We start from the raw sequence: 25,146 nt of genomic DNA, 5'->3' as shown, positions 1-25,146 counted from the left end.
GTTGGTTGCCCCGGCAACCAACGGGCCGTCGACCCCGCAGCGGAGATCAGACCTTGACGGGCTCGCCCTCGTCGTCCCGCGCCGCCGCTCCGGCGACCGCCTGCGGTGTCTCGTCGTGCGTGAGGTCCGGCAGCCGGTGCAGCCACTTCGGCAGGTACCAGTTGCGCTCGCCGAGCAGCGCCATCACGGCCGGCAGCAGCACGCCCCGGATGATCGTCGCGTCGATGAGCACCGCCGCCGCGAGGCCGACACCCATCTGCTTCATGGACTGCATGGACAGCGTCCCGAAGATGGCGAACACGGCGACCATGATGACCGCGGCACTGGTGACCACCCCGGCCGTGGTGACCACGCCGTGCCGGATCGCGTCCTTCGTCGCCAGTCCCCGCAGCCGCGCCTCGCGGATCCGGGAGACCACGAACACGTGGTAGTCCATCGACAGGCCGAACAGGATCACGAAGAGGAACAGCGGCAGCCAGGTGATGATCGCGCCGACGCCCTCTGCGCCCACCAGGGACGCGCCCCAGCCGTGCTGGAAGACGGCGACGAGGATGCCGTACGCGGCGCCCACCGACAGCAGGTTCAGCACGATCGACGTGATGGCGATGGTCAGCGAGCGGAACGACAGCAGCATCAGCGCGAAGGCGAAGACCACGACGAACGCGAACACCGGGACGACAGCGCCCGCCAACTGGTCGTTGAAGTCCTTGGAACCCGCGACCTGCCCGGTGATGGGCGCCTCGACCCCGTCGACCTTGCCGAGCGTGGCCGGCCGCACCTCGTCACGCAGCTTGTCCAGGCTCGCACCCGCCTTGTCCAGATCGGAACCGCCGACGAGCGGGACGTAGACGAACGCCATGTTCTGCGCGTCGTGCAGCTTGATCTCCACCGGGCCGCGCGAGGCGCCCGAACTGATCGCCCGGTCACGGAAGTCGGCGAGCGCGGACTTCACCTCGGGCGCGTTGATGTCGTCCGCCTTCACGACCACCTCGGCCGGCTCGGAACCGCCCGGGAAGGCCTCGTTGAGCCGGTTGTACGTCTGGACGATCGGCAGCGAGTCGCCGAACTCCTGGTCCAGCGTGAGCTGCTGGGTCTTCATGCCGAGCGCGGGAGCCGTGATGGCCAGCAGCGCTCCGGTCGCGACCGCCACCGCGATCACCGGCCTGGCGAGGACGCGCCGCAGCACGGCCGTCCAGAACCGGCTGTCCTGACTGCCGCCGCTCTTCCTGCGCCGGCGCAGGAACGGGATGCGGCCCTTCTCCACGCGCTCGCCGAGCAGCGACAGCAGCGCGGGCAGCACCGTCACGGACCCCACCATCGCCACGGCCACGACCATCAGCGACGCCAGGCCCATCGCCTCGAACTCGGCGAGGCCGGTGAACAGCATGCCCGCCATCGCCACGCACACGGTGACACCCGAGACGACGATCGCCCGGCCACTGGTCGCGGCGGCGATCCTCAGGGCCGTCTGCGCGTCCCGGCCGGCCTCGCGCTCCTCGCGCTCGCGGCGCAGGTAGAACAGGCAGTAGTCGACGCCGACGGCCAGACCGACCAGCAGCATCACGGAGTTCGCGGTGTCGCTCATCGGCATCACATGGCTGACGACGCCCATCAGGCCCATCGTCGCCATGATCGCGGTGATCGCCAGCACCACCGGCAGCAGCGCCGCCACCAGCGCGCCGAACGCGATCAGCAGGATGCCGAAGGCCACCGGCACCGCGGAGTACTCGGCCTTCTTGAAGTCGTCGCCGAACGCGTCGTCGAACGTCTTCATCATGCTGGCGCCGCCGATCTCCTCGATCCGCAGCGCCTCGTGGTCCCGCTGGACGCCCTCGACGGCCTTCAGCACCGGCTCGACCCGCTCGCCGGCGGTGTCGGACTCGCCGCGCATGTCGAACTGCACGAGCGCGCTGCGGCCGTCCTTCGAGATCGTCTTCGTGTCGTACGGCGAGGCCACCTCGGTGACCCGGCCGGTCCCCTCCACCGCCCGCACGACGGCGTCGACGGCGGCCCGGAACTCGGCGTCCGTCGCCTTCAGGTCACCGCCCTTGGCCTGGATCAGTACGTTCTCACTCGCCGGCTCGTCGATCCCGGCGTCCTCGATGATCCGCGCGGCGGTGTGCGTCTCGCCCTTCAGCTGGTCGCTGTCCTTGACGTCGACCCGGCCCGCTGCCGAACCGAGCCCCATCGCCAGGACGACGAACAGCACCCAGATACCGACGGCAGCCCATCGGTGCCGGGCGCTCCAGCCGCCGGCCCGGGCGGCGAGGCCCCGCACCCGTATGTCTCCGTTCCCCATGACGGGCTTGCCCCCTCGAGATGCGGTGGCGGCCCCCTGCCGCCCCCTTTCGCTTCGAAGGTATGGGCCGGATAAGGCCATCTCGTCGTGCTGTCCGGTGAAGTGGCGGAACCCGGACTCATCCCCATGGAGCGAGCCGTCTCCCCACTGGGGAGGACCCCAACAGGCCGTGGCCCCTTACACCTATCGCCAGACATATCGGTCTCCTCGGGTGTGTGGATCCTGAGCAGACGGTTGTGCCCCGCGAAGACGGGTGAGTAATTTACGGGGCCGGGCAGCTGCCCGCGGCGGCCGTCGTGCCCACCCCCACGGGGCACGACGGCCGCCTTATCGTGAGCGGATGACGACGACATACGCGGCCCTGCTGCGCGGAATCAACGTGGGCGGCAGCCGGAAGGTCCCGATGGCGGACCTGCGCATGCTCCTGGCGGACCTCGGCCACGACGACGTCCGCACCTACCTGCAGAGCGGCCAGGCCGTGTTCTCCTCCGGCCACGGCGGCGAGGAGTCGCTGGCCGGCGAGATCGCGCAGGCCATCGAGAAGCGCTTCGGCTTCGGCGTCGACGTGATCGTGCGCGACCACGCCTACCTGCGGGCGATCGCCGAGGCCTGCCCGTTCCCGGCCGCCGACCTGGAGCCCAAGCAGCTCCACGTCACCTACTTCTCCGCGCCCGTCACCCCCGGCCGCTTCGCGGAGATCGACCAGGACGCCTACCTCCCCGAGGAGTTCCGCCTCGGCGACCGGGCACTGTACCTGTACGCCCCGAACGGCCTCGGCCGCTCCAAGCTGGCCGAGCACCTGTCGAAACCGCGCATCAACAAGGGCGTGATCGCCACGACCCGCAACTGGAACACCGTCGTCAAGCTGGTGGAGATGACAGGTGCCTGAGCGCAACCCGGCCGTCGAGTCCGCGATGGAGGGCGAACTCGCCCTGCTCACCCCGAAGGTCCGCCGGTCGCCCGAGCGGGTCGGGGCGCTGCTGCACCCCGACTTCCACGAGTTCGGAGCCTCCGGCCGGCACTGGAGCCGGGCCGCCATCATCGCCTCCCTGGCCGCCACCGCCGAGTCCGGCGCCGAGCCCGTCACCGTCTCCGCCCTGAGAGGCGTGCAGCTCGCCCCGGACCTGGTGCACCTCACCTACGACACCGAGTACGACGGCAGCCACGCCCACCGCAGTTCGCTGTGGCGGCGCACGGAGGGCCGCTGGCTGCTCTGGTTCCACCAGGCGACGCCGTTCAGCGCACGGGCAACCTGACCCGGCGGTCCCCCAGCCAGGACGTGTACGACGTGATCTCGGCCGGCACGGTCAGCCGCGGGTCCGCGAAGAGCCGCGGCCAGTCGTGCTCGGAGCGGGCCGCGGCGACCGCGTCGGCCGCCGCGAGATCGTCCTCGGTGAGCGGCGGGCCCTTGCGGAGCCCCGGCTCCCAGCCGTCCCAGGGGAGCAGCTCCACGCCGTTCAGCGCGGCCAGGTCGCGTAGGACGTTGCCCCGTACGAACCACAGGCCGCGCAGTCCTTCGACAGAGCCGAAGCCGCACGTCTGCGGGTCCACCCGCCCCTCGCGGCAGGCCCGCCAGACCTCACCGGCCACCAGGAAGGCGTCCCGCGGTACGTCCATCGGGTCGAAGGGCACGTCGTACCCGCTGTGGACCTGAGCGTCGGCCAGCCGCCAACCGCCGTCCCGCGCCCGGTACTCTGTGACCCAGTGGTCCTCGTACCAGCCGTCGGCGAAGTAGCCGGCGAACCCGCAGCGCAGGCGCGCGGGCGTCCCCGTGGCCCGCAGCAGCGAGCACAGCAGCAGTGAGAAGTCCCGGCAGGTCCCCACGAACCTCCCGTCGGGCGCCCGCCGTTCGGTGAGCGGGGTGTCTCCGCGCTCCCGCAGGAGCCGCACGATCTCCGTGACGTACCGGGACTCGGCGTCGTGGTGCAGCCGCTCCTCGGGCACGGTGTACCCGAAGCGGCCGCCCTCGCCCCGGTGGACCACCAGGCCTCTGACCATCGCGGCCAGGGTGCGCGGCTCGCGGGGCAGGCCCCCCGTGTCGAGGTCCCCGGGATCGCTGTACGGCGTCTGCCGCAGAAAGAAGTCCTCGTTCATGCCGCGACCCTCGGCCCTGCCCCTGGGGCAAGGTCAACGCACCAGCCGTTCCTGTGAACGCCTCCGCCGCGCCCTGCGTACCTACGGACGGCACGAGAACGGAGTCTCGCGAGAGGAATCGCACGGCGACCGACAGGAGCCCGCAGTCATGAGCGACACGAACCTCGTCTACACCTACGCGGTCCTGCGCCGCACCCCCGAGGCCGCGGCGGCCACGGCCCACCTGCGCGGTGTCGCCGGAGAGCCGATCCACCTGGTCGACCCGGCCGTCAGCGGCCCCCAGCTCGCCTTCGCCGTGGGCCACGTCCCGCCGGCCGACTACGCCGACGCTCCACTCCAGGCGCACCTCGCGGACGTGGACTGGCTGGAGTCGACGGTCCGTACCCACCACGCCGTGGTGGCCGCCCTGGTCGCCTCGGGCGCCGCCGTACTGCCCCTGCGCCTGGCCACCGTCTACCGCGACGAGGACCGCGCCCGGCAGGCCCTCGACACCCGCCGCGGGTACTTCCTCTCCCTCCTCGACCGCCTCACGGGCCATGTCGAACTCGGCGTCAAGATCTACGCGGCCCCGGACATCACCCCGCCCGAGGACGGCCCGGAGCCCGTCCAGGACCCGGTCACCGGCATCGGGGTGGGCCGCGCCTACCAGGTGATCCGCCGCCGCAGACAGCGCCGCAACGAGGAGGCCTGGCGCACGGTCGCCCAGGCCGCCGCCCGCCTCACCGACACGGCCGGCGCCCTCGCCGTCGACCGCGTCGCCCACACCCCCGAACGCGGCAGCCTGGCGGGCACGGCCCCCGGCACCAACGTCGCCAACGACGCCTACCTCGTCCCGGCCGACCGAGTCGTCGCCTTCCGCGCGGGCATCCTGGCGGCCGCCCAGGGCGTGCCCGGCCTCCGCGTGGAGGTCACCGGCCCGTGGGCCCCGTACTCCTTCGCGCTCCAGCCGGAACCCCACGAGGAACCGGCCGCGTGACGGTCACCCCGCCCGCAAGCCCGCCGTGATGGTTTCGGCCACCGTGCGGTGGCGCAGGTAGTCGCGCACGCCGTGCGGCCAGGCCGGCGCGATGCTGATCTCCGGCAGTTCCTCGACACCCGTGAACACCCGGGCCAGTTCCCCCTTGGGGATGGCCACGAAGTCCCCGGCATCGGCGACGTTCACCCACCGCCGCACGACCGCGGGCCGCGTGCCCTTCCCGTCGCGCGGGCCGGGGTCGAGGCGGTGGAACACCGCGTGGGGGAGCGCCAGCGGCGAGCCGAGCGTGAGCAGCAGCCTCACGTCCAGTTCGTCCGCCAGTCCGTGCAGGGCCTCGTAGGCGACGACGCTGCCCAGCGAGTGCGCGACGACGATGTCGGGCCGGTGCCGGAGGAGTGCGTCCCGCACCCGCTCGCGCACCGCCGCACGCCGGCCGGCGAAGTAACGTCCCACCTCGGGAAAGAACATCCGGACCGTCCTCTCGACGACCGCCGGGCGCTGCCCGGATCGCCGAGCGACCTGCCCGCACACCCACCGGACCCAGCCGGTCGCCCGCCCCTGCACACCGCTCGGGTCGACCCCCCAGGCCAGCGCCCACTGCTCGATCAGCACCACATCGGCGTCGTCCAGCTCGTCACTCTGCCGCTCACTGCGCAGGAGGTCGGCGTAGTACGCCGTTTCGATATCGAGCCCGGGGACCCTGTCGCCCAGCGCTTCGAGCCAGTCCGCACGCAGGCGCTTGGCGCCGAGGCCGGGGGTGGTGTCGGCGGCTTTGTAGTTGCGGACGCCGTGGATGCCGAGGAGGCGGGTCATGGCAGCGGGGCCTCCGGGTCCGGGGGAGTGCAGCTGTAGGTGCCGAGGGCGCCGTCGACGACGACGTAGACGAGCTGAGGGCCGGCGAACCCGAACGAGGACAGCTGCCCGGCGACCGGGATCCTGGCGCAGAGAGCCAGGGTCCGGGCCTCCCGGACCTCGACGAACTGAACGTTCCCTCGCTGTCCGAGGGCCACGCCGATGAGCCTGCTGTCAGGAGAGAAGACGAGCGGCAGCAAGGAGGCAGGATCGTCGGACAGAAAGACGCTTCTGAAGTCCGTCAGGAGCGCCGGGTCGGTCGGGAAGACGCGCAGTCGCTGCAACGACCTGGCGGCCAGGAGGGAACCGTCGGGCGAGCTTGCCAGATGTGCCAGCGGCTCCGCCCAGGGCCAGCTGACGATCTCCTCGCCGGTGACCGGGTTCCGCAGACTGAGCAACCTGTTGCCGACATCCTGGACAGCGATGAAGCGCCCGTCGGGTGAACCGACGACGCCCTCGTGGAAGCGCGGCAGCTCCGGCAGACGCGCCTCTCCGGTGAGGCTTTTCCACAGCCGCAGATGACCGTCCTCATCACCGCTCACGAGGACCGACGTGTCGGGATGCATGGCGATGGAGGACGACCTGGCCGCGACCGGCAACCGGTTGACGACGTGCATCGACGCCGTGTCGATGACGTGGAACTCCCTCCAGCCGCCTACGACCAGCAGGCTCCCGTCGCAGGTGAAGGCCAGGTCGTTCCCATTCGGCACATCCACGCTGCCGACTTGGGTGCGCGTGGCCACCGAGTACAGGGCGACGCGGCGCTGGGCCGCCACCGCCACGAGGCCGCCATCGGGGGAGAAGCAGACCGACCGGATGTACCCCTCACCGTCCACGAGTGTGCGGTCACCGCCCGCGACGTCCCAGAGAGTCGTGCCGTTGGAAGAACACACTGCCAGCAGATGCCCCTTGGGGCTGAAGGCCACAGCACGGACTCTGGTGAAGTCGTCCGTTTCCCCGAGGTCCCACCGCGCCTCCTCGGACGGGCAGTCACCGGTGATGTCCCACACGGAGACGCCGAGTTCCTCGCTCACGACCGCGAGCCATCGGCTGTCGGACGAGAAGGCGAGCGCCCGTACCATGCCGGTTCTGCACTCCCAGGGCGGCCCGGCCGGCACGCGGTTCTCCACGTCCCACAGCTGCACGCTTCGTGTGAAGGAGTTCCGGGAGAAGGCGAGCAGGCGGCCGTCGGGGGAGAAGGCCACCTTGTGGACCCCGGCGGGTGGCGTCCTGCCGAAGAGCGGTGCAACAGACCGCCACGTCTCCGTCTCCAGCACCTGCACACCGCGGTTGGTCGTCGCAGCGAGCAGCGAGCCGTCCGGGGAGAACGCGATGTCGTACACCGCGCTGCCCGCGGTCGTGACCGAGCGGCTGCTGGAGTTCACGGGACCGCCGCGTGACCACAGGAGCGAGTACGTCGCATTCCCGGGCCGGACGGCGACCTCCTGCGCGATACGGCCGAACCGCTCCCTGGCGTCCGGCAGTCCCAGCCGGTCGGCGTCGAAGGCGAACACCGACGCGCGTTCGGCGGCACCGTGCAACCGAGCGTGGGTGGCCCACGAAGCACTGAGCAGTCGCAGAAAGTCCGAAGCCTGCACCGAGTGGACGAGGTCGAGAGCGCGATGGTCCTCACGGAGGTCGAACCGGACGAGGAAGTACGGATCGGCGAGCAGGGATTCGGCGTGCGCTACGGAGCGTGCCCGTGCGGCATGCCCCAACGCGTGCCGCAGCGCGTACGGTTCGCTCTCGGCGGCCTCCCACGAGTCGCCCTGCCCCGGCTCGTCCGACGTGTACGGCCCGATGAGCTCCGACAGCAGTCTTCCTTCGAGAGCGAGGCTTCCCGCCTCCTCCAGCGGCTCCTCACTCGTCGGATGGCCGTGGAGGTAATCGACCAGACCCTGGTGGAAAAGCCGGTACAGCGTCTCCCCGCTCTGCGGGTCGCTCCCGTACCGCAGGAAGGGCGAGGCCTCCCACAGGGTGTCCTGGAAGTGCCGTTCGTCGAGGGCGTCGACGCCCAGAGCCCGCAAGCAGCGCTTCAGGGTCGTGCGTGGCATGCCGTCACCGCGAGAACGGGCCAGCACCGCGAGCACCGCCCGCATGTGCGGGTAGTCGTCGCGCCGTGTCTTCAGGATCGATTCCAGCAGCGCCGGCAGATCGGGCGACGCCGCCTTCGCGTACATGTCGGCACCCACCTCGTCGCGGGGCGGGTACTTCAGGGTCAGCAGGAAATGCACGTACAGACCGGCGAGCAGGAACGGACCCCACGGTTCGTCCGGTCGCCCGCCGCGCACGATGTGTGCCGCGCCCTTCCTGGCGAGCAGTCCGGTGAACGGAGAGGACTCGCCCGTGGCGTAGGGCTCCCGGGTGGCGAGGAGCCGCTGGATGTAGCGCTGGACGTCCTGCTCGACCGCGGCGGGTTCAGCGGAATCCAGATCGATGTGGACGCCGTCGATGTCGGCCGCCTCCTCCAGCGCCGACAGCGCGGTGACCACTTCCCGGCGGCCGCCCAGCAGGATCCTGCACGGCACGCGGAGGGTCTGCCCACCCACTGCACGAGGTGCCAGAAGCTCGGCCACGAGACGGAGAACCGCCTGCGGCTCGGTGGACTCGTCCACGGCGTCGAGCACGATGAGGCGGTTCTTCTGCTCCCGGTCCAGCAGGAAGCGCAGCGCTTCGGCCGTCTGAGGCGGCGCGCTCCACTCCCGGCCGCCCGCTTCCTGGTCATCCGCCTGCTTCGGCCCCCGCGCCCCCACCACGGACGAGATGGCTTCGACCACTTGCCGGGCCGACCGCTGCCGCGCATGCACCGCGACGACGTCCGGCACCTCGGGCAGGTCGAGCCCGGACGATTCCCACAGCTCGCGGAAGCGCCGGCGCAGTCCCGGGTCCGCTGCACACACGATGACCCCCAGGAGCCCTGACTTCCCCGCACCGGCCGCACCCGTGACGGTCAGCAGAGGACCTGCCCCGGACAGCCACTCCATATAGCGGGTGAGTTCCGCGGTGCGGCCGGAGAAGAAGCCGGTGCCGGTGTCTACGGGGACGAGGCCGCGGCCCGAGGCGCGGTCGGCGAAGTAGGCGGTGTCGTCGGTCCGCCGGCCGGGATCGCCCTCGCCGGGGACGTGGCCCAGCGAGCGCCGCCGGGCCTGAAGCTGCTCCGGGGTCAGGGAGACCAGACGGGGATTCGGCAGGAACGGCCAGTCGGCGTCCCCCAGTTCCACACTGAAGCCGAGGGAGAGGCGCTGGTCGGCCGGATCGCTGCGGATCACCCGGATCAGTTCGCGGACGAACCGGCTGAAGCCGATCGACTCCTCGTCGATGTGGAGGTCCAGGTCCGCCAGCCGGTGCAGGGCCGCGGCGATCCTGCTGCTGAACCGGCCCTGCTCCGTGGGGGAGTTGCTGACGGCGGCGCCCAGGGCCCAGACGCCCCGGTCCGCGTCGATCTCGGTGAACGGTTGCCTGCCCGTCGCGACGCCGGCCGAGCAGGTGTCGACGAGGAAGACGACACGGTGCCGCTTGCCGCCGCGCTCGATCTCCTGCTGCGCCTTCTCGATCCACCGGTCGACGTCCACCTCGCGGTTGTCGCGGGCGACGAAGGACAGCCGGTGACCCCGGTCGATCCTGCCGTGCCCGATGAGATGGACGACCACGACACCGGAAACCGGGGGACTGTCGACGAGCTGCCCGCGCAGGAGCGCCTCCACCTCGATCTCCGTCGGATCGAGCGACGTGCCGACCGTGGCGCCGAGCCGGTCGAAGGCCTCCTCCAGCTCGCGCATCCGCCCCGCAACGAAACCGAGTTCTTCAAGGTCGGCGCCGTCGTCGAAGCTCCCCACACCGATCGACAGCACGGTGACGTCAGGAGCTGCCGGCTGCCGGGTCTCGCTCTCCAAGTGGCCTCCCAGGCGCCTGGTTTCAAAGCGGCGCCGGGGCGAGTGGTCAGCGTCGCTCTCCGACGCTACCCGATCACCCGCCGGGCACAAGGCCGATCGAAGGGCCCGGGACGGGCACGGGGGCCGGCCGGTCGCGGACCGGGCAGGGCGGGGCAGGGAAGTCGTCAGGCGCTCACGGCCGACGGCAGCGGCATCCGTGCCGCCTCGTACCGTTCCAGCACGACGCGCGCCACCTCCGGCGCCGGACCCAGGACGTCCGCCAGGACGTCCGCCCGCTTGGCGCCCCGGGCGATGCGGTCCGGGAGGAAGCCGGGGGCCAGGACGTAGGGGGCGACGGCGACGCGGGTGCAGCCGAGGGTGCGGAGTTCGCGGACGGCGTCCTCCGTGCGCGGGAGGGATGCGGAGGCGAACGCAGGCCGCACGGCGCACCAGCCGGTGTGCCGCCACTCCCGCGCGATTTCTGCGATCACTGCGATCGCCTCCGGGTCGGTGGACCCCGCCGAGGCCAGGACGACCCCGGTCGAGGACTTGTCGGCAGGCGTCAGGCCCGCCTCGTACAGGCGCCGTTCCAGTGCTGCCAGGAGCAGGGGGGAGGGGCCCAGGACGTCCGCCTGGTGGATGCGCAGCTGCGGGGGCGCGTCCGCGAGGACCGCCGGGATGTCCGCCTTCGCGTGGAACGCCCGGGTGAGGAGCAGGGGCAGGGCGACGACGTCACGCACGCCCTGCACCGCCAGGGACTCCAGGACCCCCTGCACCGAGGGGACGTTGAAGTCCAGGAAGCCGGTCTCCACCCGTACGTCGGGGCGCGTCGCGCGCACCCGGCGTACCAGGGCGTGCACCGTCGCGGCATGCCGCGGGTCGCGGCTGCCGTGGGCGATGACGAGGAGGACGGGCTTGTTCGTCATGGGACTCAGTTCTTCACCAGCAGTCCGCGGCTGCGCAGCACCCACCGCTCCAGCGGGCTGAAGATCAGCAGGTCGATGGCGATGCCGACGATCAGGATGAGCAGGATCGCCTCGAAGACCATGGCCATGTCGCTGGCGTTGCGGCCGTTCTCCAGCAGCTGGCCGAGGCCGACACCGAGGTCGGGGAAGGACGCGATGATCTCGGCGGCCATCAGGGAGCGCCAGGAGAAGGCCCAGCCCTGCTTGAGGCCCGCCACATAGCCGGGCAGGGCGGCGGGCAGGACGATGTGCCAGGTGCCCTTCAGGCCCGTCGCGCCGAGCGTGCGGCCCGCGCGCAGGAACAGCGGGGGCACCTGGTCGACGCCGGAGACCAGGCCGTTGGCGATGGACGGGACCGCGCCGAGCAGGATCACCGCGTACATCATCGAGTTGTTCAGGCCCAGCCAGATCACCGCCGGCGGCACCCAGGCGACCGACGGCAGGGACTGCAGGCCCGACAGGATCGGGCCGATCGCCGCGCGGACGAACTTCACCCGGGCCACGATCAGGCCCAGCGGTGTGCCGATCAGCAGGGCGAAGCAGAAGCCGAGCAGGCCGCGCGAGACGCTGGTCCAGATGTAGCCGAGCAGCTCGCCCTGGAGCCATGCGGTCTGGACGACGTCCCACACCGCGGACGGCGCGGGCAGCTTGGTCGGGTCGTCGACGACCTTGAACGAGACGAGCGCCTGCCAGACCGCCAGCACCAGCGCGACGGCGAGGACGGGCGGCAGGATCTTCTCGGTGAAGGTCTGCCGGAACGGGGTCCGGCCCGTCTGCCGCGTCTCCAGCGCGTCGAGGCCCGCCTCCAGCCCGGCGAGATCGTTGCCGTCCTTGGCGACGGTCGTCGAATCAGTGCTGGCCATGACGGCGGATCTCCCCACGCAGTTCTTCGGTGATCTCGACGGACAGCTCCGCCACCGCTGTGTCCTCGATGCGGCGCGGGTGCGGGATGTCCACCCGCCACTCGCGCGCGATGCGCCCGGGGCGGGAGGACAGCAGCACCACGCGCTGCGCGAGCCGCACCGCCTCGCGCACGTTGTGCGTGACGAACAGGACGGACACCTGCGTCTCGCGCCAGATCCGGGTCAGCTCGTCGTGCAGCACGTCCCGCGTGATGGCGTCCAGCGCCGCGAACGGCTCGTCCATCAGCAGCAGCTTGCTCTCCTGCGCGAGGGCACGCGCCAGCGCGACACGCTGGCGCATACCGCCGGACAGCTCGTGGACCCGCTTGCCGTACGCGCCCTTCAGCCGCACCAGTTCGAGCAGTTCCTCGGCACGCACGCGGCGCTCGGCCTTGGGCACGCCCCGCAGCTTCAGGGCGAGTTCGATGTTCTTGCCCGCGGTCAGCCACGGGAACAGCGCGTGCTCCTGGAACATCAGCGCCGGACGGCCGTCCGTGGCGATCTCGCCGGCGCTGGGGCGGTCCAGGCCCGCCACCAGGTTGAGCAGCGTGGACTTTCCGCAGCCCGAGGCCCCCAGGAGGGTGACGAACTCTCCGGGCGCGACATCGAGGGTGATGTCGTCCAGGACGAGCTGCTGCCCGGCGGGGCCCGAGAACGACTTCGACACGTGGTCGATCCGGGCGGCGTGCGTGGCCGACTCGGTGCCGTCGGCGGCCTTGGCGAGGGTCGTGGCCATGGTCGTCACCTCCTGGGAACTCTTCACAATGCGGCTTCGGGACGCGGGCTTACTTCACGCCGAGGCCGGCGTCGTCGACCGTGGGCTCGCCCTCGGCCTTGAGGACCTTGTTCAGCGGCGCGAGGTCGTAGATGCCCTTCAGATCCGGCTTCTCCAGCAGCCCCGCCTTCACCGCGTGCTCCGCCTCGGTGTTGAGGGTCGAGGCCAGCGGGTCGTCGGTGAACCGGATCGACTTCCAGGCCGGGTCGAGCACCTCGGCGGGCAGCGCCTTGCCGGTCTCCTTCTCCAGGAGCTTGTTCGCCGCCTCCTTGGCCGCGTCCGGGTTGGCGTTGATCCACTTGTTGGTGGTGACCGAGGCCTTGAGCACGGCCTCGACGACCTTCGGGTGCTTCTGGAGGAACTCCTGCCGCACGATGATGTTCGTGATCACGAACTTCTTGTCCGGCCACAGCGTCGCTTCGTCGAGCAGTTCCTTGCCGCCCTCGGCGACCAGCTTCGACGCGGTCGGCTCCGGCACCCAGGCGCCGTCGATCGAGCCGGCCTTGAAGGCGTCGGGGGTGACCTTGTTGTCGCTGCGGACGACCGTGACGTCGCCCTTGCCGCTCTGCGGGTCGACCTTCCAGCCCTGCTCCGCCGCCCAGTTGAGGAACGCCACGTCCTGTGTGTTGCCGAGCTGCGGGGTCGCGATCCGCTTGCCCTTGACGTCCTTCAGCGACTTGATCTTGTCCGGGTTGACCACGAGCTTCACGCCGCCGGACGCCGAACCGCCGATGATGCGCAGGTTCTTGCCCGCGGACTTGGTGTAGCCGTTGATCGCGGGGGAGGGGCCGATCCAGCCGATGTCGATGGAGCCGGAGTTGAGCGCCTCGATCTCCGAAGGGCCGGCGTTGAAGACGGCCGGCTCGACTTCGGTGGCGCCGAGCTCCTTCTGGAAGAAGCCCTTCTCCATGCCCACCAGCGCGGTGCCGTGGGTCAGGTTGCCGAAGTAGCCGATCTTGACGGTGTCGAGACCGTCGATCTTCTTCGCCCCGGCGGCGACCTTGGCGGCGCCGTCGTCCTTGGCCTCGGACCCGTAGCCGCAGGCGGCCAGGGTGAGCAGGGGAAGCGCGGCGATGGCCGCGAGACTGCGGCGAAGAGCGGATGAAGCAGGCACGGGAGGTGGTCCTCTCGGAGGCCCGGCGGTCACGGTCTCTCAGGTCGTGGCCGGGAGGTCGGCAGGTTTTCGTCTACGGCGGTGGGGGGCGAGGGCGCGCGGGCAGTGCGCGTACGTCAGCGCACACATCGCGCCACTCCGCCCTGCCCGCTGCCGAGAGCCCCGCTGCCGACGCGGCCGCCCTCCTTGGCGAACATCGAGTAGAAGTCCGGGGAGGTCATGTCAGAAGTCCCACCCGTCGTCCTCGGACTCGTCCTTGACCGGCTCCGGCGCCGCGAAGGACTCGCCGACCATGCCGGCGGTGAGGGTCTGGCCGTCGTTCGGGTCGATCAGGATGAACGAGCCGGTGCGGCGCGAGTCGGCGTAGGAGTCGACCGGCAGCGGCTCGGCGGTACGGACCTTCACCCGGCCGATGTCGTTGGCGACGAGCTGTCCCGGGTGCGGGTGCAGGGACAGGTCGTCGAGCGTGAGGCGGGACGGGATGTCCTTGACGATCGCCTTGACCGTGCGGGTGCCGTGCTTGAGGAGCACCCGGTGGCCGACCGTCAGCGGCGCGTCGGCAACATGGCAGACGGTCGCCTCGATGTCCTGCGTCGTCGCGGGCGCGTCCTTGCTCGGCACGATCAAATCGCCGCGCGAGATGTCGATGTCGTCCTCCAGCAGGAGCGTCACCGACTGCGTCGTCCAGGCCACGTCCACCGGCTCGCCCAGCAGGTCGATGCCGGAGATCTTCGAGGCCCGGCCGGACGGCAGCACGGTGACGGACTCGCCCACGCGGAAGGAGCCGGCCGCGATCTGCCCGGCGTAGCCCCGGTAGTCCGGATGGTCCGCGTTCTGCGGGCGGATCACGTACTGCACGGGCAGCCGGGCGTGGCAGTGGCTCAGGTCGTGGCTGACCGGCACCGTCTCCAGGTGCTCCAGCACCGTCGGGCCGCCGTACCAGTCCATGTTCGCGGAAGGCTCCACCACGTTGTCGCCGACGAGCGCCGAGATCGGGACCGCGGTGACCTCGGGGACGCCCAGCTCGGTCGCGTACGCCGTGAACTCCTCGGCGATGGCCGCGAACACCTTCTCCTCGTAGCCGACGAGGTCCATCTTGTTGACGGCCAGCACCACGTGCGGCACCCGCAGCAGGGCGGCGATGGCCGCGTGCCGGCGGGTCTGCTCGACCACGCCGTTGCGGGCGTCGACCAGGATGACCGTCAGCTCGGCGGTGGAGGCGCCGGTGACCATGTTGCGCGTGTACTGCACGTGGCCCGGGGTGTCGGCGAGGATGAACCGCCGCAGGGGCGTTGCGAAGTAGCGGTACGCCACGTCGATGGTGATGCCCTGCTCCCGCTCGGCCCGCAGGCCGTCGGTGAGCAGCGCGAGGTCCGGGGCCTCCTGGCCGCGGCTCGCGGAGACCCGCTCCACGGCCTCCAGCTGGTCGGTCAGGACCGACTTGGAGTCGTGCAGCAGCCGCCCGACGAGGGTGGACTTGCCGTCGTCGACGGAGCCGGCGGTGGCGAACCGCAGAAGCGTCGTTTCCGCGAGTTCCTCGGTGGTGATGGTGCTCATCTCTAGAAGTACCCCTCGCGCTTGCGGTCTTCCATCGCGGCCTCGGACATCTTGTCGTCGGCGCGGGTGGCGCCCCGCTCGGTGAGCCGGGAGGCGGCGATCTCCACGATCACCTTCTCGATGGTGTCGGCGTCGGAGTCCACCGCGCCGGTGCAGGACATGTCACCCACGGTCCGGTAGCGCACGAGCCGCTTCTCGACCGTCTCGCCGTCCTTCGGCCCGCCCCACTCGCCGGCGGTCAGCCACATGCCGCTGCGGGAGAACACCTCGCGCTCGTGGGCGTAGTAGATCTGAGGCAGCTCGATGCCCTCGCGGGCGATGTACTGCCACACGTCCAGCTCGGTCCAGTTGGACAGCGGGAACACGCGGACGTGCTCGCCGGGCGCGTGCCGGCCGTTGTACAGGTTCCACAGCTCCGGGCGCTGGCGGCGCGGGTCCCACTGGGAGAACTCGTCGCGCAGGGAGAACACCCGCTCCTTGGCCCGGGCCTTCTCCTCGTCGCGGCGCCCGCCGCCGAAGACGGCGTCGAACTTCTCCGCCTGGATCTTCTCGGTCAGCGGCAGCGTCTGCAGCGGGTTGCGGGTGCCGTCCGGGCGCTCCTTGAGGACACCGCGGTCGATGTAGTCCTGCACGGAGGCCACGTGCAGCCGCAGCCCGTGCTTCTCGACCGTGCGGTCGCGGTAGTCGAGGACCTCGGGGAAGTTGTGCCCGGTGTCCACGTGCAGCAGCGAGAACGGCACCGACGCCGGCCGGAAGGCCTTCAGCGCCAGGTGCAGCATGACGATGGAGTCCTTGCCGCCGGAGAAGAGGATCACCGGCCGCTCGAACTCGCCCGCCACCTCGCGGAAGATGTGCACGGCCTCGGACTCGAGGGCGTCGAGGTGCGACAGCGCGTAGGGGCTGCCGGTCTCCTCGGAAACGGTGGCGACGGTCGTCATGCCAGTCCCCTTTCGGTCAGCAGGGCGAACACGGAAGCCGCGGACTCCTGCACGGTCTGGTTCTGCGACTCGATGCGCAGGTCGGGCGACTCGGGCGCCTCGTACGGGTCGTCGACCCCGGTGAGCCCGGTGAGCTCGCCCGCGGCCTGCTTGGCGTACAGGCCCTTCACGTCCCGCTCGCTGCACACCTCGACGGGCGTCGCGACATGCACCTCGACATAGCCGGTGCCGTTCGCCTGGTGACGCTTGCGCACCGCCTCCCGGCTGTCCTGGTACGGCGCGATGACCGGGACGAGGGCCAGCACGCCGTTGCGGGCGAGCAGTTCGGCGACGAAGCCGATGCGCTGCACGTTGGTGTGCCGGTCCTCGCGGCTGAAGCCGAGACCCGCCGAGAGGAACTCGCGGATCTCGTCGCCGTCGAGCACCTCGACCCGGTGGCCCTCCTCGCGGAGCCGGCCGGCCAGTTCGTAGGCGATCGTGGTCTTGCCGGCGCTCGGCAGACCCGTGAGCCAGACGGTGGCTCCGGTCGTCACGTCACTCTCCTGAATCGTCGTCGTCATCCGTGCAGCCCGCACTCGGTCTTGCTGCGGCCCGCCCAGCGGCCGGCGCGCGCGTCCTCGCCCTCCAGGACCCGGCGGGTGCAGGGCGCGCAGCCCACGGAGGCGTAGCCGTCCATCAGCAGCGGGTTGGTCAGCACGCCGTGTTCGGTGACGTAGGCGTCCACGTCGTCCTGGGTCCAGCGGGCGATCGGCGAGATCTTGACCTTCTGCCGCTTCTCGTCCCAGCCGACCACCGGGGTGTTCGCCCGGGTCGGGGACTCGTCGCGGCGCAGACCGGTCGCCCAGGCCTGGTAGTCCTTCAGGCCCTGCTCCAGCGGCTGGACCTTGCGCAGTGCGCAGCACAGGTCGGGGTTGCGGTCGTGCAGCTTCGGGCCGTACTCGGCGTCCTGCTCGGCGACACTCTGGCGCGGGGTGAGCGTGATGAGGTTGACGTCCATCACGGCCTCGACCGCGTCGCGGGTGCCGATGGTCTCCTCGAAGTGGTAGCCCGTGTCGAGGAAGACCACGTCGACGCCGGGCATGGCACGGGCGGCGAGGTGGGCGACCACCGCGTCCTCCATGGAGGAGGTCACGCAGAACCGCTTGCCGAACGTCTTCGCCGCCCACTGGAGGATCTCCAGTGCGGAGGCGTCTTCAAGATCGCGGCCCGCCTGCTCGGCGAGCTGCTTCAGGTCCTCGGTGGCGCGCTCTTCCTGAGCGGTCGTCATATCTGTGCCCCTCCGGAATCGGATCGCTTCTGTCCCCGGGCCAGCAGGCCCAGGAACTTCAGCGAGAAGGCCCGGCTGCACGCCGCGCATTCCCACGCGCCGTGCCTGCCCTCCGCGGCCTCGCTCGGACGCAGGTCCTCGTCGCCGCAGTAGGGGCAGTAGAACGGTGCCGCCCGCTCGCTCATGACAGGGCCTCCTCACTGGCCCGCGCCGCCCATGCGGCGAACCGCTCGCCGTCCTCGCGCTCGGCCTGGAACCGCTTCAGGACGCGCTCGACGTAGTCGGGCAGTTCCTCGGAGGTGACCTTGAGACCGCGGACCTTGCGGCCGAAGCCGGCCTCCAGGCCCAGGGCGCCGCCCAGGTGCACCTGGTAGCCCTCGACCTGCTCGCCCTGGTCGTTGAGCATGAGCTGGCCCTTGAGACCGATGTCCGCGACCTGGATACGGGCGCAGGCGTTCGGGCAGCCGTTGAGGTTGATGGTGAGCGGCTCGTCGAAGTCCGGCAGCCGGCGCTCCAGCTCGTCGATCAGCTGCGCACCGCGCTGCTTGGTCTCGACGATGGCGAGCTTGCAGAACTCGATGCCGGTGCAGGCCATGGTGCCGCGCCGGAAGGTGGAGGGCCGGGCGGTGAGGTCGAGCGCCTCCAGGGCCTCGACGAGCGAGTCGACCTGGTTCTCCTCGACGTCGAGGACGATCATCTTCTGCTCGACGGTGGTGCGCACCCGGCCCGAGCCGTGGGCCTCGGCGAGGTCGGCGATCTTCGTGATCGTCGCGCCGTCGACGCGTCCCACCCGCGGGGCGAAGCCGACGTAGAACCGGCCGTCCTTCTGCCGGTGCACACCGATGTGGTCGCGCCACAGCTGGGACGGCTGCTCCGGGGCGGGCCCGTCCACCAGCTTGCGCTTGAGGTACTCCTCCTCCAGGACCTGCCGGAACTTCTCCGCGCCCCAGTCCGCGACGAGGAACTTCAGGCGGGCGCGGGTGCGCAGCCGGCGGTAGCCGTAGTCGCGGAAGATCGAGATGACGCCCTCGTAGACGTCCGGGACGTCGTCGATCGACACCCAGGTGCCCAGCCGCACGCCCAGCTTGGGGTTGGTGGACAGGCCGCCGCCGACCCACACGTCGAAGCCGGGGCCGTGCTCGGGGTGGACGACACCGACGAAGGCGACGTCGTTGATCTCGTGCACCACGTCCAGCACCGGCGAGCCCGAGATCGCCGTCTTGAACTTCCGGGGGAGGTTCGAGTACGCCGGGTTGTTCAGGACGCGGCGCTTCATCTCCTCCAGGGCCGGGGTACCGTCGATGATCTCGTCCTCGGCGATGCCCGCCACCGGCGAGCCGATCATCACACGCGGGGTGTCGCCGCAGGCGGTGACCGTCGACAGGCCCACGCCCTCCAGCCGGTTCCAGATCTCGGGGACGTCCTCGATGCGGATCCAGTGGTACTGGACGTTCTGCCGGTCCGTGATGTCGGCGGTGCCGCGCGCGAACTCCTGCGAGATCTCACCGATGACCCGCAGCTGCCGCGTGGTCAGCGCCCCGCCGTCGATCCGGACGCGCAGCATGAAGTACTCGTCGTCCAGCTCCTCCGGCTCCAGGATCGCCGTCTTGCCGCCGTCGATGCCGGGCTTGCGCTGGGTGTACAGACCCCACCAGCGCATGCGGCCGCGCAGGTCGTTCGGGTCGATCGAGTGGAAACCGCGCTTGGAGTAGATCGTCTCAATGCGTGTCCGCACATTGAGACCGTCGTCGTCCTTCTTGAACTGCTCGTTGCCGTTCAGCGGGGTGTGGTGCCCCACGGCCCACTGACCCTCACCGCGGTGACGGCTCACCTTGCGGCGGGGAGTCGCGTCGGCAGGCTTCTGCGGGGTGGCGGCCATGGTTGATACGTCCTTCGGACAGGCGGGAATGCGGCTCTGACCTGCGCGTGCGCGCACGGGCATACGTGCGCGTCCTTGCGCGGGAAAGGAGAGGAGAAAGGGGATGTCGGGCGCGGGCTGAGTACGCTCAGTGCGCCGGACAGATGGCGCTGGACATGCGGCCGAGGTCGACGTGCCGCCGACTCACCAAGGCAATTCCAGTTCCAGACATGACGGAAGCGTGTCACGGCGATCTGGACACAGTCCAGCTTCGTCCAAGATGCGGACACCCTTGTCTTGCAGGGCAAGACAAGGGTGGTGTAGGTCACATCGGGCGGCCTTGAGGTGTCCGTCCAGGTCAGACGGGGAACGCCCCAGGCCACGGTCCCGGAGCGGCGGCCTCCGCCTCCTCCTCGACCTTGGTGTCGAACAGCGTGAAGCCCCGCCGCAGGTAGTTGTCCATCGCGTGCTCGCCGTCCTTGCTGCACGTGTGCAGCCACACCCGCTTCGTCGGCGCCAGTCCCGCCCAGCGGTCCGCGAGGTCCCAGGCCCGGGCCGTGCCGTACGACAGCAGGTGACCGCCGATGCGCCGGCCCCGGAAGGCGGGGAGCAGCCCGAAGTAGACGATCTCCACGACCGCGTCGTCCTGTGCCTCCAGCTCCACGTACCCCGCGGGCGTGCCGCGGTCGTAGGCCACCCACGTCTCCACTCCGGGCCGCTCCAAGTGCTCCACCCAGCGCGCGTACGGCCAGCCGAGCCGGTCCGTCCAGAGGATGTCGCCGCCCACCGACGCGTACAGGAACCGGCTGAACTCGGGCGAGGGCACCTCGGAGCGGACGACCCGGACGTCCCCGTCCGGCGCGACGGCCGGCAGCAGGTCGGTCGGGGCGGTCTGCTCCAGGGACCAGGTGGTCACGGCGATGGAGGTCATGCGGGCCAGAAAATCATCCGACCCGCTCATCTGTCGATCGGTCCCCGGTCCGGCGGGCCGCTCCGGTCAGTCCAGCGCCCGGTCGATCGACCTCAGCGGCACCGCGAACAGCATCCGCCCCGACTGGGACCAGACCTCGCCGGTCTCCTCCCAGTAGGACAGGGAACCCGACCGGCCGCTCCAGCAGTGCCGCGTCCCGTCCGTGCCGCACTCCGTCGCCCGTGCGCCGTCCGTGTCCTGGCGCCACAGCGTGCCGTGCCCGCCCGGACCGCCCGACGCCCGGTCCAGGTACCAGCCGGTGCGGTGGGCCAGCACGCCCCGCACGTCGGCCGTCTTCGTCTCGTACGCCTCGACCGGGTCCGCGTCCCCGGCGGAGTCGGTGGCGAGCAGCCCGGAGCGGGCCGGGTCCCGGCTCAGCGCGTAGCGCCACAGCCGGGTGTGCCGGTCGCCGTCCGCCGGCACCCACTCGCTCGCGACCAGGCTGTCGGGGGAGGTGCTGCGGTCCAGGGAGACGGTGGCCGGACGGGCCGCGTCGTCCCCGCCGGGCAGCGTGTACGAGCCGACGGCCGGCAGTACGAACCGGTAGCCGTGCGCGGCCCAGCCGCCCCGCACCCGGCCGACCGCGTCGGACTCGACGGTGGCGCGCTGGATGCGGTCCATGTCGTACACGTACAGCGCGTTCCGGTCGCCCTCGCGGGTCGTCACCAGCAGCTTGTCCTGGTACCAGACCATGCCGGACAGGGGGGAGACCAGCCCCCGGTAGTCCCGCCCGCCGTCCACCGGGACGGCCAGCAGAGCCCACGTGTAGCGCGGCGCGCCCGGGTCGTTCGCGTCGACGAAGGCGACCTTGGCCAGGCCCTGCCCGGGGGCCGGGCCGTCCAGGGAGCCGCCCTCGGCGCCCCGGGTCCAGCCGGACAGGATCACGCGGTTCGCTCCCCAGCGGCCGTCGTCGTCCGCGTCGCCCGAGGTCGTGACCGCGCCGGCCCGCCAGCCACGGGTGCCGGAGCCGCCGAAGCAGTACGCGCGCGTGGCCGCGGGCTCCACCGGCAGGGCGTGCTTCTCGGGGGCCGGGCAGTCGGCCGCCTCCCGCAGCGGGACGTCGGCGTTGTCCAGGACCGTGCCGACACCGACGGGCCGGCCCATCTCCGACGCGAGCCGGTCCAGCCACCGCCCGGGCACCCGGTGCTCGGCCAGCGGCAACCGCCCGGCACCGTCGGACGCGGAGACCGGCTTGAGAGCCCCGGGGGCGTCGGCGACGGTGGCCTGCGAGGCGCTGATCAGGGTGGCGGCGGCGGTGAGCGCGAGAGCCGTCCCGGCCAGGGTCGCGCGCAGCGCCCTGCCCCGCTTGCGCCGCCGGTGTCTGCCGCGATGCTTCATAACGTCCTCCCGAGACGGACCAACTGCGCCTGTTGATCCGCACGTTGACGGAGGAGCAGGTGGGGTGGCCCGTAGAGGGATGCTACGGCAGGTGAGCGGCGCACGGGACGAAGACCCTGCAAATATGCGAAAGATGCACCCCTCGATGCGCCTTGCACGGCACGCGCGGTGAACCTCAGGGGGTCGCTGCGGATCCCCGCCGCCCGCTCACCGCCGGTGCGGTCGAGTGCGGCAGCAGATCCCGCGGATCGTCCGGGAGCAGCACCTCGACCTCGGCGTCCTCGGCGAACCGGTACGGCCGGTGCTCCAGGAACGCCCCCAGATACCGTCGCACCCGCGACATCTCGGCACGGACCGTCACCGTGCGGGCCGGATCGCCGAACACATCCCCGGCCAGGCCCGAGGCGCTGCGGCCGGAGCGGTGAACCGCGAGCAGATACAGCAATTCCGCGTGGCGCGGGCTCAGTTCCCGGGTCCAGGAGCCCGCCCCGCCGAGCACCTCCACCGACCAGCGCCGCGCCTGCCTGAGGTCCAGCACGATCCGGGCCGGGCCGCGCCGCACCGGCTCGTCCTCTGCCGCCCGCACCAGCCAGCCCCCCGCCAGCGGCTCCACCGAGCACAGCCCGAGCGCCGGCAGCCATCTCGGGCCCGCCGACAGCGACTTCGGCAGCGCCACCCGCCGCGCGTACGGCATCCCGCTGACCGCGGCGGTCCAGCCGTCCGGATCGACGACCAGGGCGCGGCCGCCGATCCGGGCCAGCACCGGCGCCGCCACCGCCCGCAGCCGCTCCAGCGACTCCGTGTGCATCTCCCGCAGCCGGGCCTCGGCGAGCCGGGCCACCGAGCCCACCCAGGCGAGCGTGGCCGGATGCATCGTCTCCAGCGGACCGCTCACGTCCACCACGCCGAGCAGCCGGCCGTCCCGCGGATCCGTCAGAGGCGCGCCCGCGCAGGTCCAGCCGGCCTGGGAGCGCACGAAGTGCTCGGAGGCGAAGACCTGCACGGGCCGGCGCACCACCGCCGGGGTGCCCAGACCGTTCGTGCCGACGACGTCCTCACGCCAGTCCGCGCCGAGTTCAAAACCCAGCCCGTCGGCCCTGCGCAGCACCGGCGGGCTGCCCTCGCGCCACAGCACCCGACCGTCCTCGTCGGCCACCACCATGATGTGGTGGGCGACGTCCGCGGCCGCCAGCAGCCCCTCCCTCAGCACCGGCAGCACATGGCGCAAAACCGACGTCTCGCGCCGCCGCTGCACCTCCTCGCGGGACAGCGGATCCGCCCGCACGTCGTGGTCCGGATCCACCCCGCTGCGCATCATCCGCTCCCAGGACCGCTCGATCACCGGACGCGGCGCCACCGGAGCGGGCCGCCCGGCCAGCCGCGCCGAGCGGACCTGCTGGAGAACCCGGGCCGCGCGCGTGCTGTCGACGGCGGCCAAGTGCGTGACGTCCATACGCGTGCGCCCCCCGGAGTCGCTTCTGACTGTGCGTCTCATAGTGCCGTCTGCCCCTGGTGGCGCGCGCACACTCCGCACACAGTCAGCAGCAAGTTGCAACCCCCTGCAACCCTGGTGGACGGCCCGGCCGTGTCCGAAACTTGAGCGGCGCCGTCCCGAGCGGCGTTCAGCGGCTCGAACGGGCCTGTGCGGCGGGGGTGGTGCCGTGTCGGCGCAGCACCACCCCCGCTCCTTCGCGCACGCGCGTGAGGGCCCGCCGGATCAGCACACCGGCCGCGCCCGCTCCACCACCGACGCCAGGTCCAGCGTGTGCGGCAGCGTCCCGAACGCAGCGCCCGCGTCGCCGCCGAGCCGCCCCGCGCAGAACGCGTCGGCGACCTGCGGTGGCGCGAAGCGGACCAGCAGCGAGCCCTGGAGTACCAGCGCGAGCCGCTCCGCGAGCCGCCTCGCCCGCCCCTCCACGCCCTCCAGATCCGCGAGTTCGGTCAGCAGGTCCTTGATCGCCCCGTCGAGGCGGTGATCGGCACCCCGCGCCTGCCCGACCTCCCGCAGATACGCGTCCAGCGCGCCCGGCTCCCGCTGCAACGCCCGCAGCACGTCGAGCGCCTGGACGTTGCCCGCGCCCTCCCAGATCGAGTTCAGCGGCGACTCGCGCACCAGCCGCGGCATCCCGGACTCCTCCACGTACCCGTTGCCGCCGAGGCACTCCGCCGCCTCCACGGCAACCGGCGGGCACCGCTTGGTCACCCAGTACTTGGCGGCCGGCACCGCGATCCGCAGCAGCGCCCGCTCCTGCTCGCCGCCGTCGTCCCAGGCCGCAGCGAGCCGCAGCGCCAGGGCCGTCGCCGCCTCCGACTCCAGCGCCAGGTCGGCGAGGACGTTGCGCATGAGCGGCTTGTCGACGAGCTTCCCGCCGAACGCCTCGCGATACGTGCAGTGGTGCACCGCCTGCGCCACCGCCTGCCGCATCAGCCCGGCGGAGCCGAGCACGCAGTCGAGCCGGGTCGCCGCGACCATCTCGATGATGGTGCGCACCCCGCGCCCCTCCTCGCCGACCCGGCGCCCCCACGTCCCGTCGAACTCGACCTCGGCGGAGGCGTTCGACCGGTTGCCCAGCTTGTCCTTGAGCCGCTGGATCCGGAACACGTTGCGCGTGCCGTCCCGCAGCACCCGCGGCACCAGGAAGCAGGTCAGCCCGCCCGGAGCCTGCGCCAGCACCAGGAAACCGTCGGACATGGGCGCCGAGCAGAACCACTTGTGGCCGGTCAGCTCGTACGTCCCGTCCTCGGCCAGCGGCCGCGCCGACGTGCGGTTGGCCCGGACGTCACTGCCGCCCTGCTTCTCCGTCATCCCCATCCCGAACAGCGCCCCGGCCTTCTGGTCCGCCGGCCGCAGCTCCTGGTCGTAGACCATGGACGTCAGCCGCGGTTCCCACTCGGCGGCCAGCTCCGGGTCGGTGCGCAGGGCGGGCACCGCGGCGTGGGTCATCGACAGCGGGCAGCCGTTGCCGGCCTCGACCTGCGTCCACAGCACGAAGGCGGCGGCCCGCCGCAGGTGCCCGGCCGGCCGGCCCCACGCCGCCGTCAGGCCCGCCGAGACGCCCTTGCCGAGCAGCCGGTGCCAGGACGGGTGGAACTCGACCTCGTCGGCGCGGTTGCCGTACCTGTCGTGTGTCCGCAGCCGCGGCGGGTTCTCGTTGGCCAGCCTGCCCCAGTCCTGCACCTGCGCCGAGCCGGAGGTGCGGCCCAGTGCCGTCAGCTCGCCGAGGACCTCCTCGCGCAGGTCCGGGTCCAGATGCCGGGCGACCGCGTCGGCCAGGGCCCGGTCGGCGGAGAAGACATCGTACCCGACCAGCGGCGGGACCTGGTTCGTCACGGTGTGCGTGCTGCCTGCCATGCTGCGAAAGTACCCCG

22 protein-coding genes are annotated in these 25,146 nt (G+C 71.5%); 3 read left to right on the top strand and 19 right to left on the bottom strand.

What is annotated here, in order from left to right; translation table 11 throughout:
• Window positions 1-46: 46 nt before the first annotated feature.
• A complete protein-coding gene (locus OO68_RS04440; RefSeq protein WP_033306749.1) occupies window positions 47-2,299 on the bottom strand; it encodes an MMPL family transporter in 2,253 nt (750 codons plus the stop codon).
• A gap of 340 nt (window positions 2,300-2,639) precedes the next feature.
• Between OO68_RS04440 and OO68_RS04435 the strand changes: the two genes are divergently transcribed.
• A complete protein-coding gene (locus OO68_RS04435) occupies window positions 2,640-3,188 on the top strand; it encodes a DUF1697 domain-containing protein (protein ID WP_033306748.1) in 549 nt (182 codons plus the stop codon).
• The gene (locus OO68_RS04430) at window positions 3,181-3,555 is read left to right on the top strand and encodes a nuclear transport factor 2 family protein (protein ID WP_033306747.1); all 375 of its coding nucleotides are present in this window, start codon (window positions 3,181-3,183) and stop codon (window positions 3,553-3,555) included. The genes OO68_RS04435 and OO68_RS04430 overlap by 8 nt, the downstream gene beginning before the upstream one ends.
• Here the strand turns inward: OO68_RS04430 and OO68_RS04425 are convergent.
• Complete coding sequence (locus OO68_RS04425) at window positions 3,536-4,393, bottom strand: transglutaminase-like domain-containing protein (RefSeq protein ID WP_033306746.1); 858 nt, start codon at window positions 4,391-4,393, stop codon at window positions 3,536-3,538. The genes OO68_RS04430 and OO68_RS04425 overlap by 20 nt on opposite strands.
• Before the next feature lie 148 nt (window positions 4,394-4,541).
• Here OO68_RS04425 and OO68_RS04420 point away from each other — a divergent pair, with 148 nt between their 5' ends.
• A complete protein-coding gene (locus OO68_RS04420; protein WP_033306745.1) occupies window positions 4,542-5,369 on the top strand; it encodes a GvpL/GvpF family gas vesicle protein in 828 nt (275 codons plus the stop codon).
• Between the two features lie 3 nt (window positions 5,370-5,372).
• Here OO68_RS04420 and OO68_RS42965 read toward each other — a convergent pair whose 3' ends face one another.
• From OO68_RS42965 to OO68_RS04335, 17 genes are all read right to left on the bottom strand, one after another.
• The gene (locus OO68_RS42965) at window positions 5,373-6,182 is read right to left on the bottom strand and encodes a hypothetical protein (protein WP_051814412.1); all 810 of its coding nucleotides are present in this window, start codon (window positions 6,180-6,182) and stop codon (window positions 5,373-5,375) included.
• Window positions 6,179-10,114 (bottom strand): WD40 repeat domain-containing protein, encoded by a 3,936-nt coding sequence (locus OO68_RS04410; protein WP_033306744.1) that lies wholly within the window; start codon window positions 10,112-10,114, stop codon window positions 6,179-6,181. The genes OO68_RS42965 and OO68_RS04410 overlap by 4 nt, the downstream gene beginning before the upstream one ends.
• A 164-nt stretch (window positions 10,115-10,278) precedes the next feature.
• Entirely contained in the window at window positions 10,279-11,019 is a 741-nt protein-coding gene (locus OO68_RS04405) for a sirohydrochlorin chelatase (protein WP_033306743.1), read from the bottom strand.
• 5 nt (window positions 11,020-11,024) lie between these two features.
• Window positions 11,025-11,921 (bottom strand): ABC transporter permease, encoded by an 897-nt coding sequence (locus OO68_RS04400; RefSeq protein WP_033306742.1) that lies wholly within the window; start codon window positions 11,919-11,921, stop codon window positions 11,025-11,027.
• Window positions 11,908-12,696 (bottom strand): ABC transporter ATP-binding protein, encoded by a 789-nt coding sequence (locus tag OO68_RS04395; RefSeq protein WP_033306741.1) that lies wholly within the window; start codon window positions 12,694-12,696, stop codon window positions 11,908-11,910. Before OO68_RS04395 ends, OO68_RS04400 begins: the two co-directional genes overlap by 14 nt.
• A gap of 49 nt (window positions 12,697-12,745) precedes the next feature.
• Window positions 12,746-13,849 carry an aliphatic sulfonate ABC transporter substrate-binding protein gene (locus tag OO68_RS04390; RefSeq protein ID WP_033306740.1) on the bottom strand — a complete coding sequence of 368 codons (1,104 nt, stop codon included), beginning with the start codon at window positions 13,847-13,849 and terminating at the stop codon, window positions 12,746-12,748.
• Between the two features lie 222 nt (window positions 13,850-14,071).
• Window positions 14,072-15,406 (bottom strand): sulfate adenylyltransferase subunit 1, encoded by a 1,335-nt coding sequence (locus OO68_RS04380; protein ID WP_033306739.1) that lies wholly within the window; start codon window positions 15,404-15,406, stop codon window positions 14,072-14,074.
• Between the two features lie 2 nt (window positions 15,407-15,408).
• On the bottom strand, window positions 15,409-16,344 hold the full coding sequence (cysD, locus tag OO68_RS04375) for a sulfate adenylyltransferase subunit CysD (protein ID WP_033306738.1): 936 nt from the start codon (window positions 16,342-16,344) through the stop codon (window positions 15,409-15,411).
• On the bottom strand, window positions 16,341-16,877 hold the full coding sequence (gene cysC / locus OO68_RS04370; RefSeq protein ID WP_033306737.1) for an adenylyl-sulfate kinase: 537 nt from the start codon (window positions 16,875-16,877) through the stop codon (window positions 16,341-16,343). Before cysC ends, cysD begins: the two co-directional genes overlap by 4 nt.
• A gap of 23 nt (window positions 16,878-16,900) precedes the next feature.
• Window positions 16,901-17,611 carry a phosphoadenylyl-sulfate reductase gene (locus OO68_RS04365; RefSeq protein WP_033306736.1) on the bottom strand — a complete coding sequence of 237 codons (711 nt, stop codon included), beginning with the start codon at window positions 17,609-17,611 and terminating at the stop codon, window positions 16,901-16,903.
• Complete coding sequence (locus OO68_RS04360; RefSeq protein WP_033306735.1) at window positions 17,608-17,796, bottom strand: hypothetical protein; 189 nt, start codon at window positions 17,794-17,796, stop codon at window positions 17,608-17,610. Before OO68_RS04360 ends, OO68_RS04365 begins: the two co-directional genes overlap by 4 nt.
• Window positions 17,793-19,490: a nitrite/sulfite reductase gene (locus tag OO68_RS04355; RefSeq protein WP_033306734.1), complete on the bottom strand. Its 1,698-nt coding sequence runs from the start codon at window positions 19,488-19,490 to the stop codon at window positions 17,793-17,795. Before OO68_RS04355 ends, OO68_RS04360 begins: the two co-directional genes overlap by 4 nt.
• A gap of 127 nt (window positions 19,491-19,617) precedes the next feature.
• Window positions 19,618-19,701 carry a putative leader peptide gene (locus OO68_RS48420; RefSeq protein ID WP_311241247.1) on the bottom strand — a complete coding sequence of 28 codons (84 nt, stop codon included), beginning with the start codon at window positions 19,699-19,701 and terminating at the stop codon, window positions 19,618-19,620.
• A 126-nt stretch (window positions 19,702-19,827) separates the two neighbouring features.
• Window positions 19,828-20,400 carry a GNAT family N-acetyltransferase gene (locus OO68_RS04350; protein WP_033306733.1) on the bottom strand — a complete coding sequence of 191 codons (573 nt, stop codon included), beginning with the start codon at window positions 20,398-20,400 and terminating at the stop codon, window positions 19,828-19,830.
• Between the two features lie 66 nt (window positions 20,401-20,466).
• Entirely contained in the window at window positions 20,467-21,777 is a 1,311-nt protein-coding gene (locus OO68_RS04345) for a hypothetical protein (protein ID WP_033306732.1), read from the bottom strand.
• A 175-nt stretch (window positions 21,778-21,952) separates the two neighbouring features.
• On the bottom strand, window positions 21,953-23,230 hold the full coding sequence (locus OO68_RS04340; protein WP_033306731.1) for a GAF domain-containing protein: 1,278 nt from the start codon (window positions 23,228-23,230) through the stop codon (window positions 21,953-21,955).
• Between the two features lie 264 nt (window positions 23,231-23,494).
• Window positions 23,495-25,129 carry an acyl-CoA dehydrogenase family protein gene (locus OO68_RS04335; RefSeq protein WP_033306730.1) on the bottom strand — a complete coding sequence of 545 codons (1,635 nt, stop codon included), beginning with the start codon at window positions 25,127-25,129 and terminating at the stop codon, window positions 23,495-23,497.
• Between the last annotated feature and the right edge of the window lie 17 nt (window positions 25,130-25,146).

The organism is Streptomyces iakyrus, assembly GCF_000717055.1.
Lineage (GTDB): Bacteria > Actinomycetota > Actinomycetes > Streptomycetales > Streptomycetaceae > Streptomyces > Streptomyces iakyrus.
The sequence above is the reverse complement of the archived record's forward strand: the minus strand, read 5'-3'. Positions and strand labels throughout refer to the sequence as shown.

Coding starts and splice junctions, on each gene's coding strand:
- OO68_RS04360 (WP_033306735.1), bottom strand. CDS start 17,796: ATGAGCGAGCGGGCGGCACCGTTCTACTGCCCCTACTGCGGCGACGAG.
- OO68_RS48420 (WP_311241247.1), bottom strand. CDS start 19,701: ATGTCTGGAACTGGAATTGCCTTGGTGAGTCGGCGGCACGTCGACCTC.
- OO68_RS04395 (WP_033306741.1), bottom strand. CDS start 12,696: ATGGCCACGACCCTCGCCAAGGCCGCCGACGGCACCGAGTCGGCCACG.
- OO68_RS04335 (WP_033306730.1), bottom strand. CDS start 25,129: ATGGCAGGCAGCACGCACACCGTGACGAACCAGGTCCCGCCGCTGGTC.
- OO68_RS04340 (WP_033306731.1), bottom strand. CDS start 23,230: ATGGACGTCACGCACTTGGCCGCCGTCGACAGCACGCGCGCGGCCCGG.
- OO68_RS04355 (WP_033306734.1), bottom strand. CDS start 19,490: ATGGCCGCCACCCCGCAGAAGCCTGCCGACGCGACTCCCCGCCGCAAG.
- OO68_RS04425 (WP_033306746.1), bottom strand. CDS start 4,393: ATGAACGAGGACTTCTTTCTGCGGCAGACGCCGTACAGCGATCCCGGG.
- cysD (WP_033306738.1), bottom strand. CDS start 16,344: ATGACGACCGTCGCCACCGTTTCCGAGGAGACCGGCAGCCCCTACGCG.
- OO68_RS04380 (WP_033306739.1), bottom strand. CDS start 15,406: ATGAGCACCATCACCACCGAGGAACTCGCGGAAACGACGCTTCTGCGG.
- OO68_RS04400 (WP_033306742.1), bottom strand. CDS start 11,921: ATGGCCAGCACTGATTCGACGACCGTCGCCAAGGACGGCAACGATCTC.
- OO68_RS04420 (WP_033306745.1), top strand. CDS start 4,542: ATGAGCGACACGAACCTCGTCTACACCTACGCGGTCCTGCGCCGCACC.
- OO68_RS04345 (WP_033306732.1), bottom strand. CDS start 21,777: ATGAAGCATCGCGGCAGACACCGGCGGCGCAAGCGGGGCAGGGCGCTG.
- OO68_RS04350 (WP_033306733.1), bottom strand. CDS start 20,400: ATGACCTCCATCGCCGTGACCACCTGGTCCCTGGAGCAGACCGCCCCG.
- OO68_RS04405 (WP_033306743.1), bottom strand. CDS start 11,019: ATGACGAACAAGCCCGTCCTCCTCGTCATCGCCCACGGCAGCCGCGAC.
- OO68_RS04440 (WP_033306749.1), bottom strand. CDS start 2,299: ATGGGGAACGGAGACATACGGGTGCGGGGCCTCGCCGCCCGGGCCGGC.
- OO68_RS04435 (WP_033306748.1), top strand. CDS start 2,640: ATGACGACGACATACGCGGCCCTGCTGCGCGGAATCAACGTGGGCGGC.
- OO68_RS04365 (WP_033306736.1), bottom strand. CDS start 17,611: ATGACGACCGCTCAGGAAGAGCGCGCCACCGAGGACCTGAAGCAGCTC.
- OO68_RS42965 (WP_051814412.1), bottom strand. CDS start 6,182: ATGACCCGCCTCCTCGGCATCCACGGCGTCCGCAACTACAAAGCCGCC.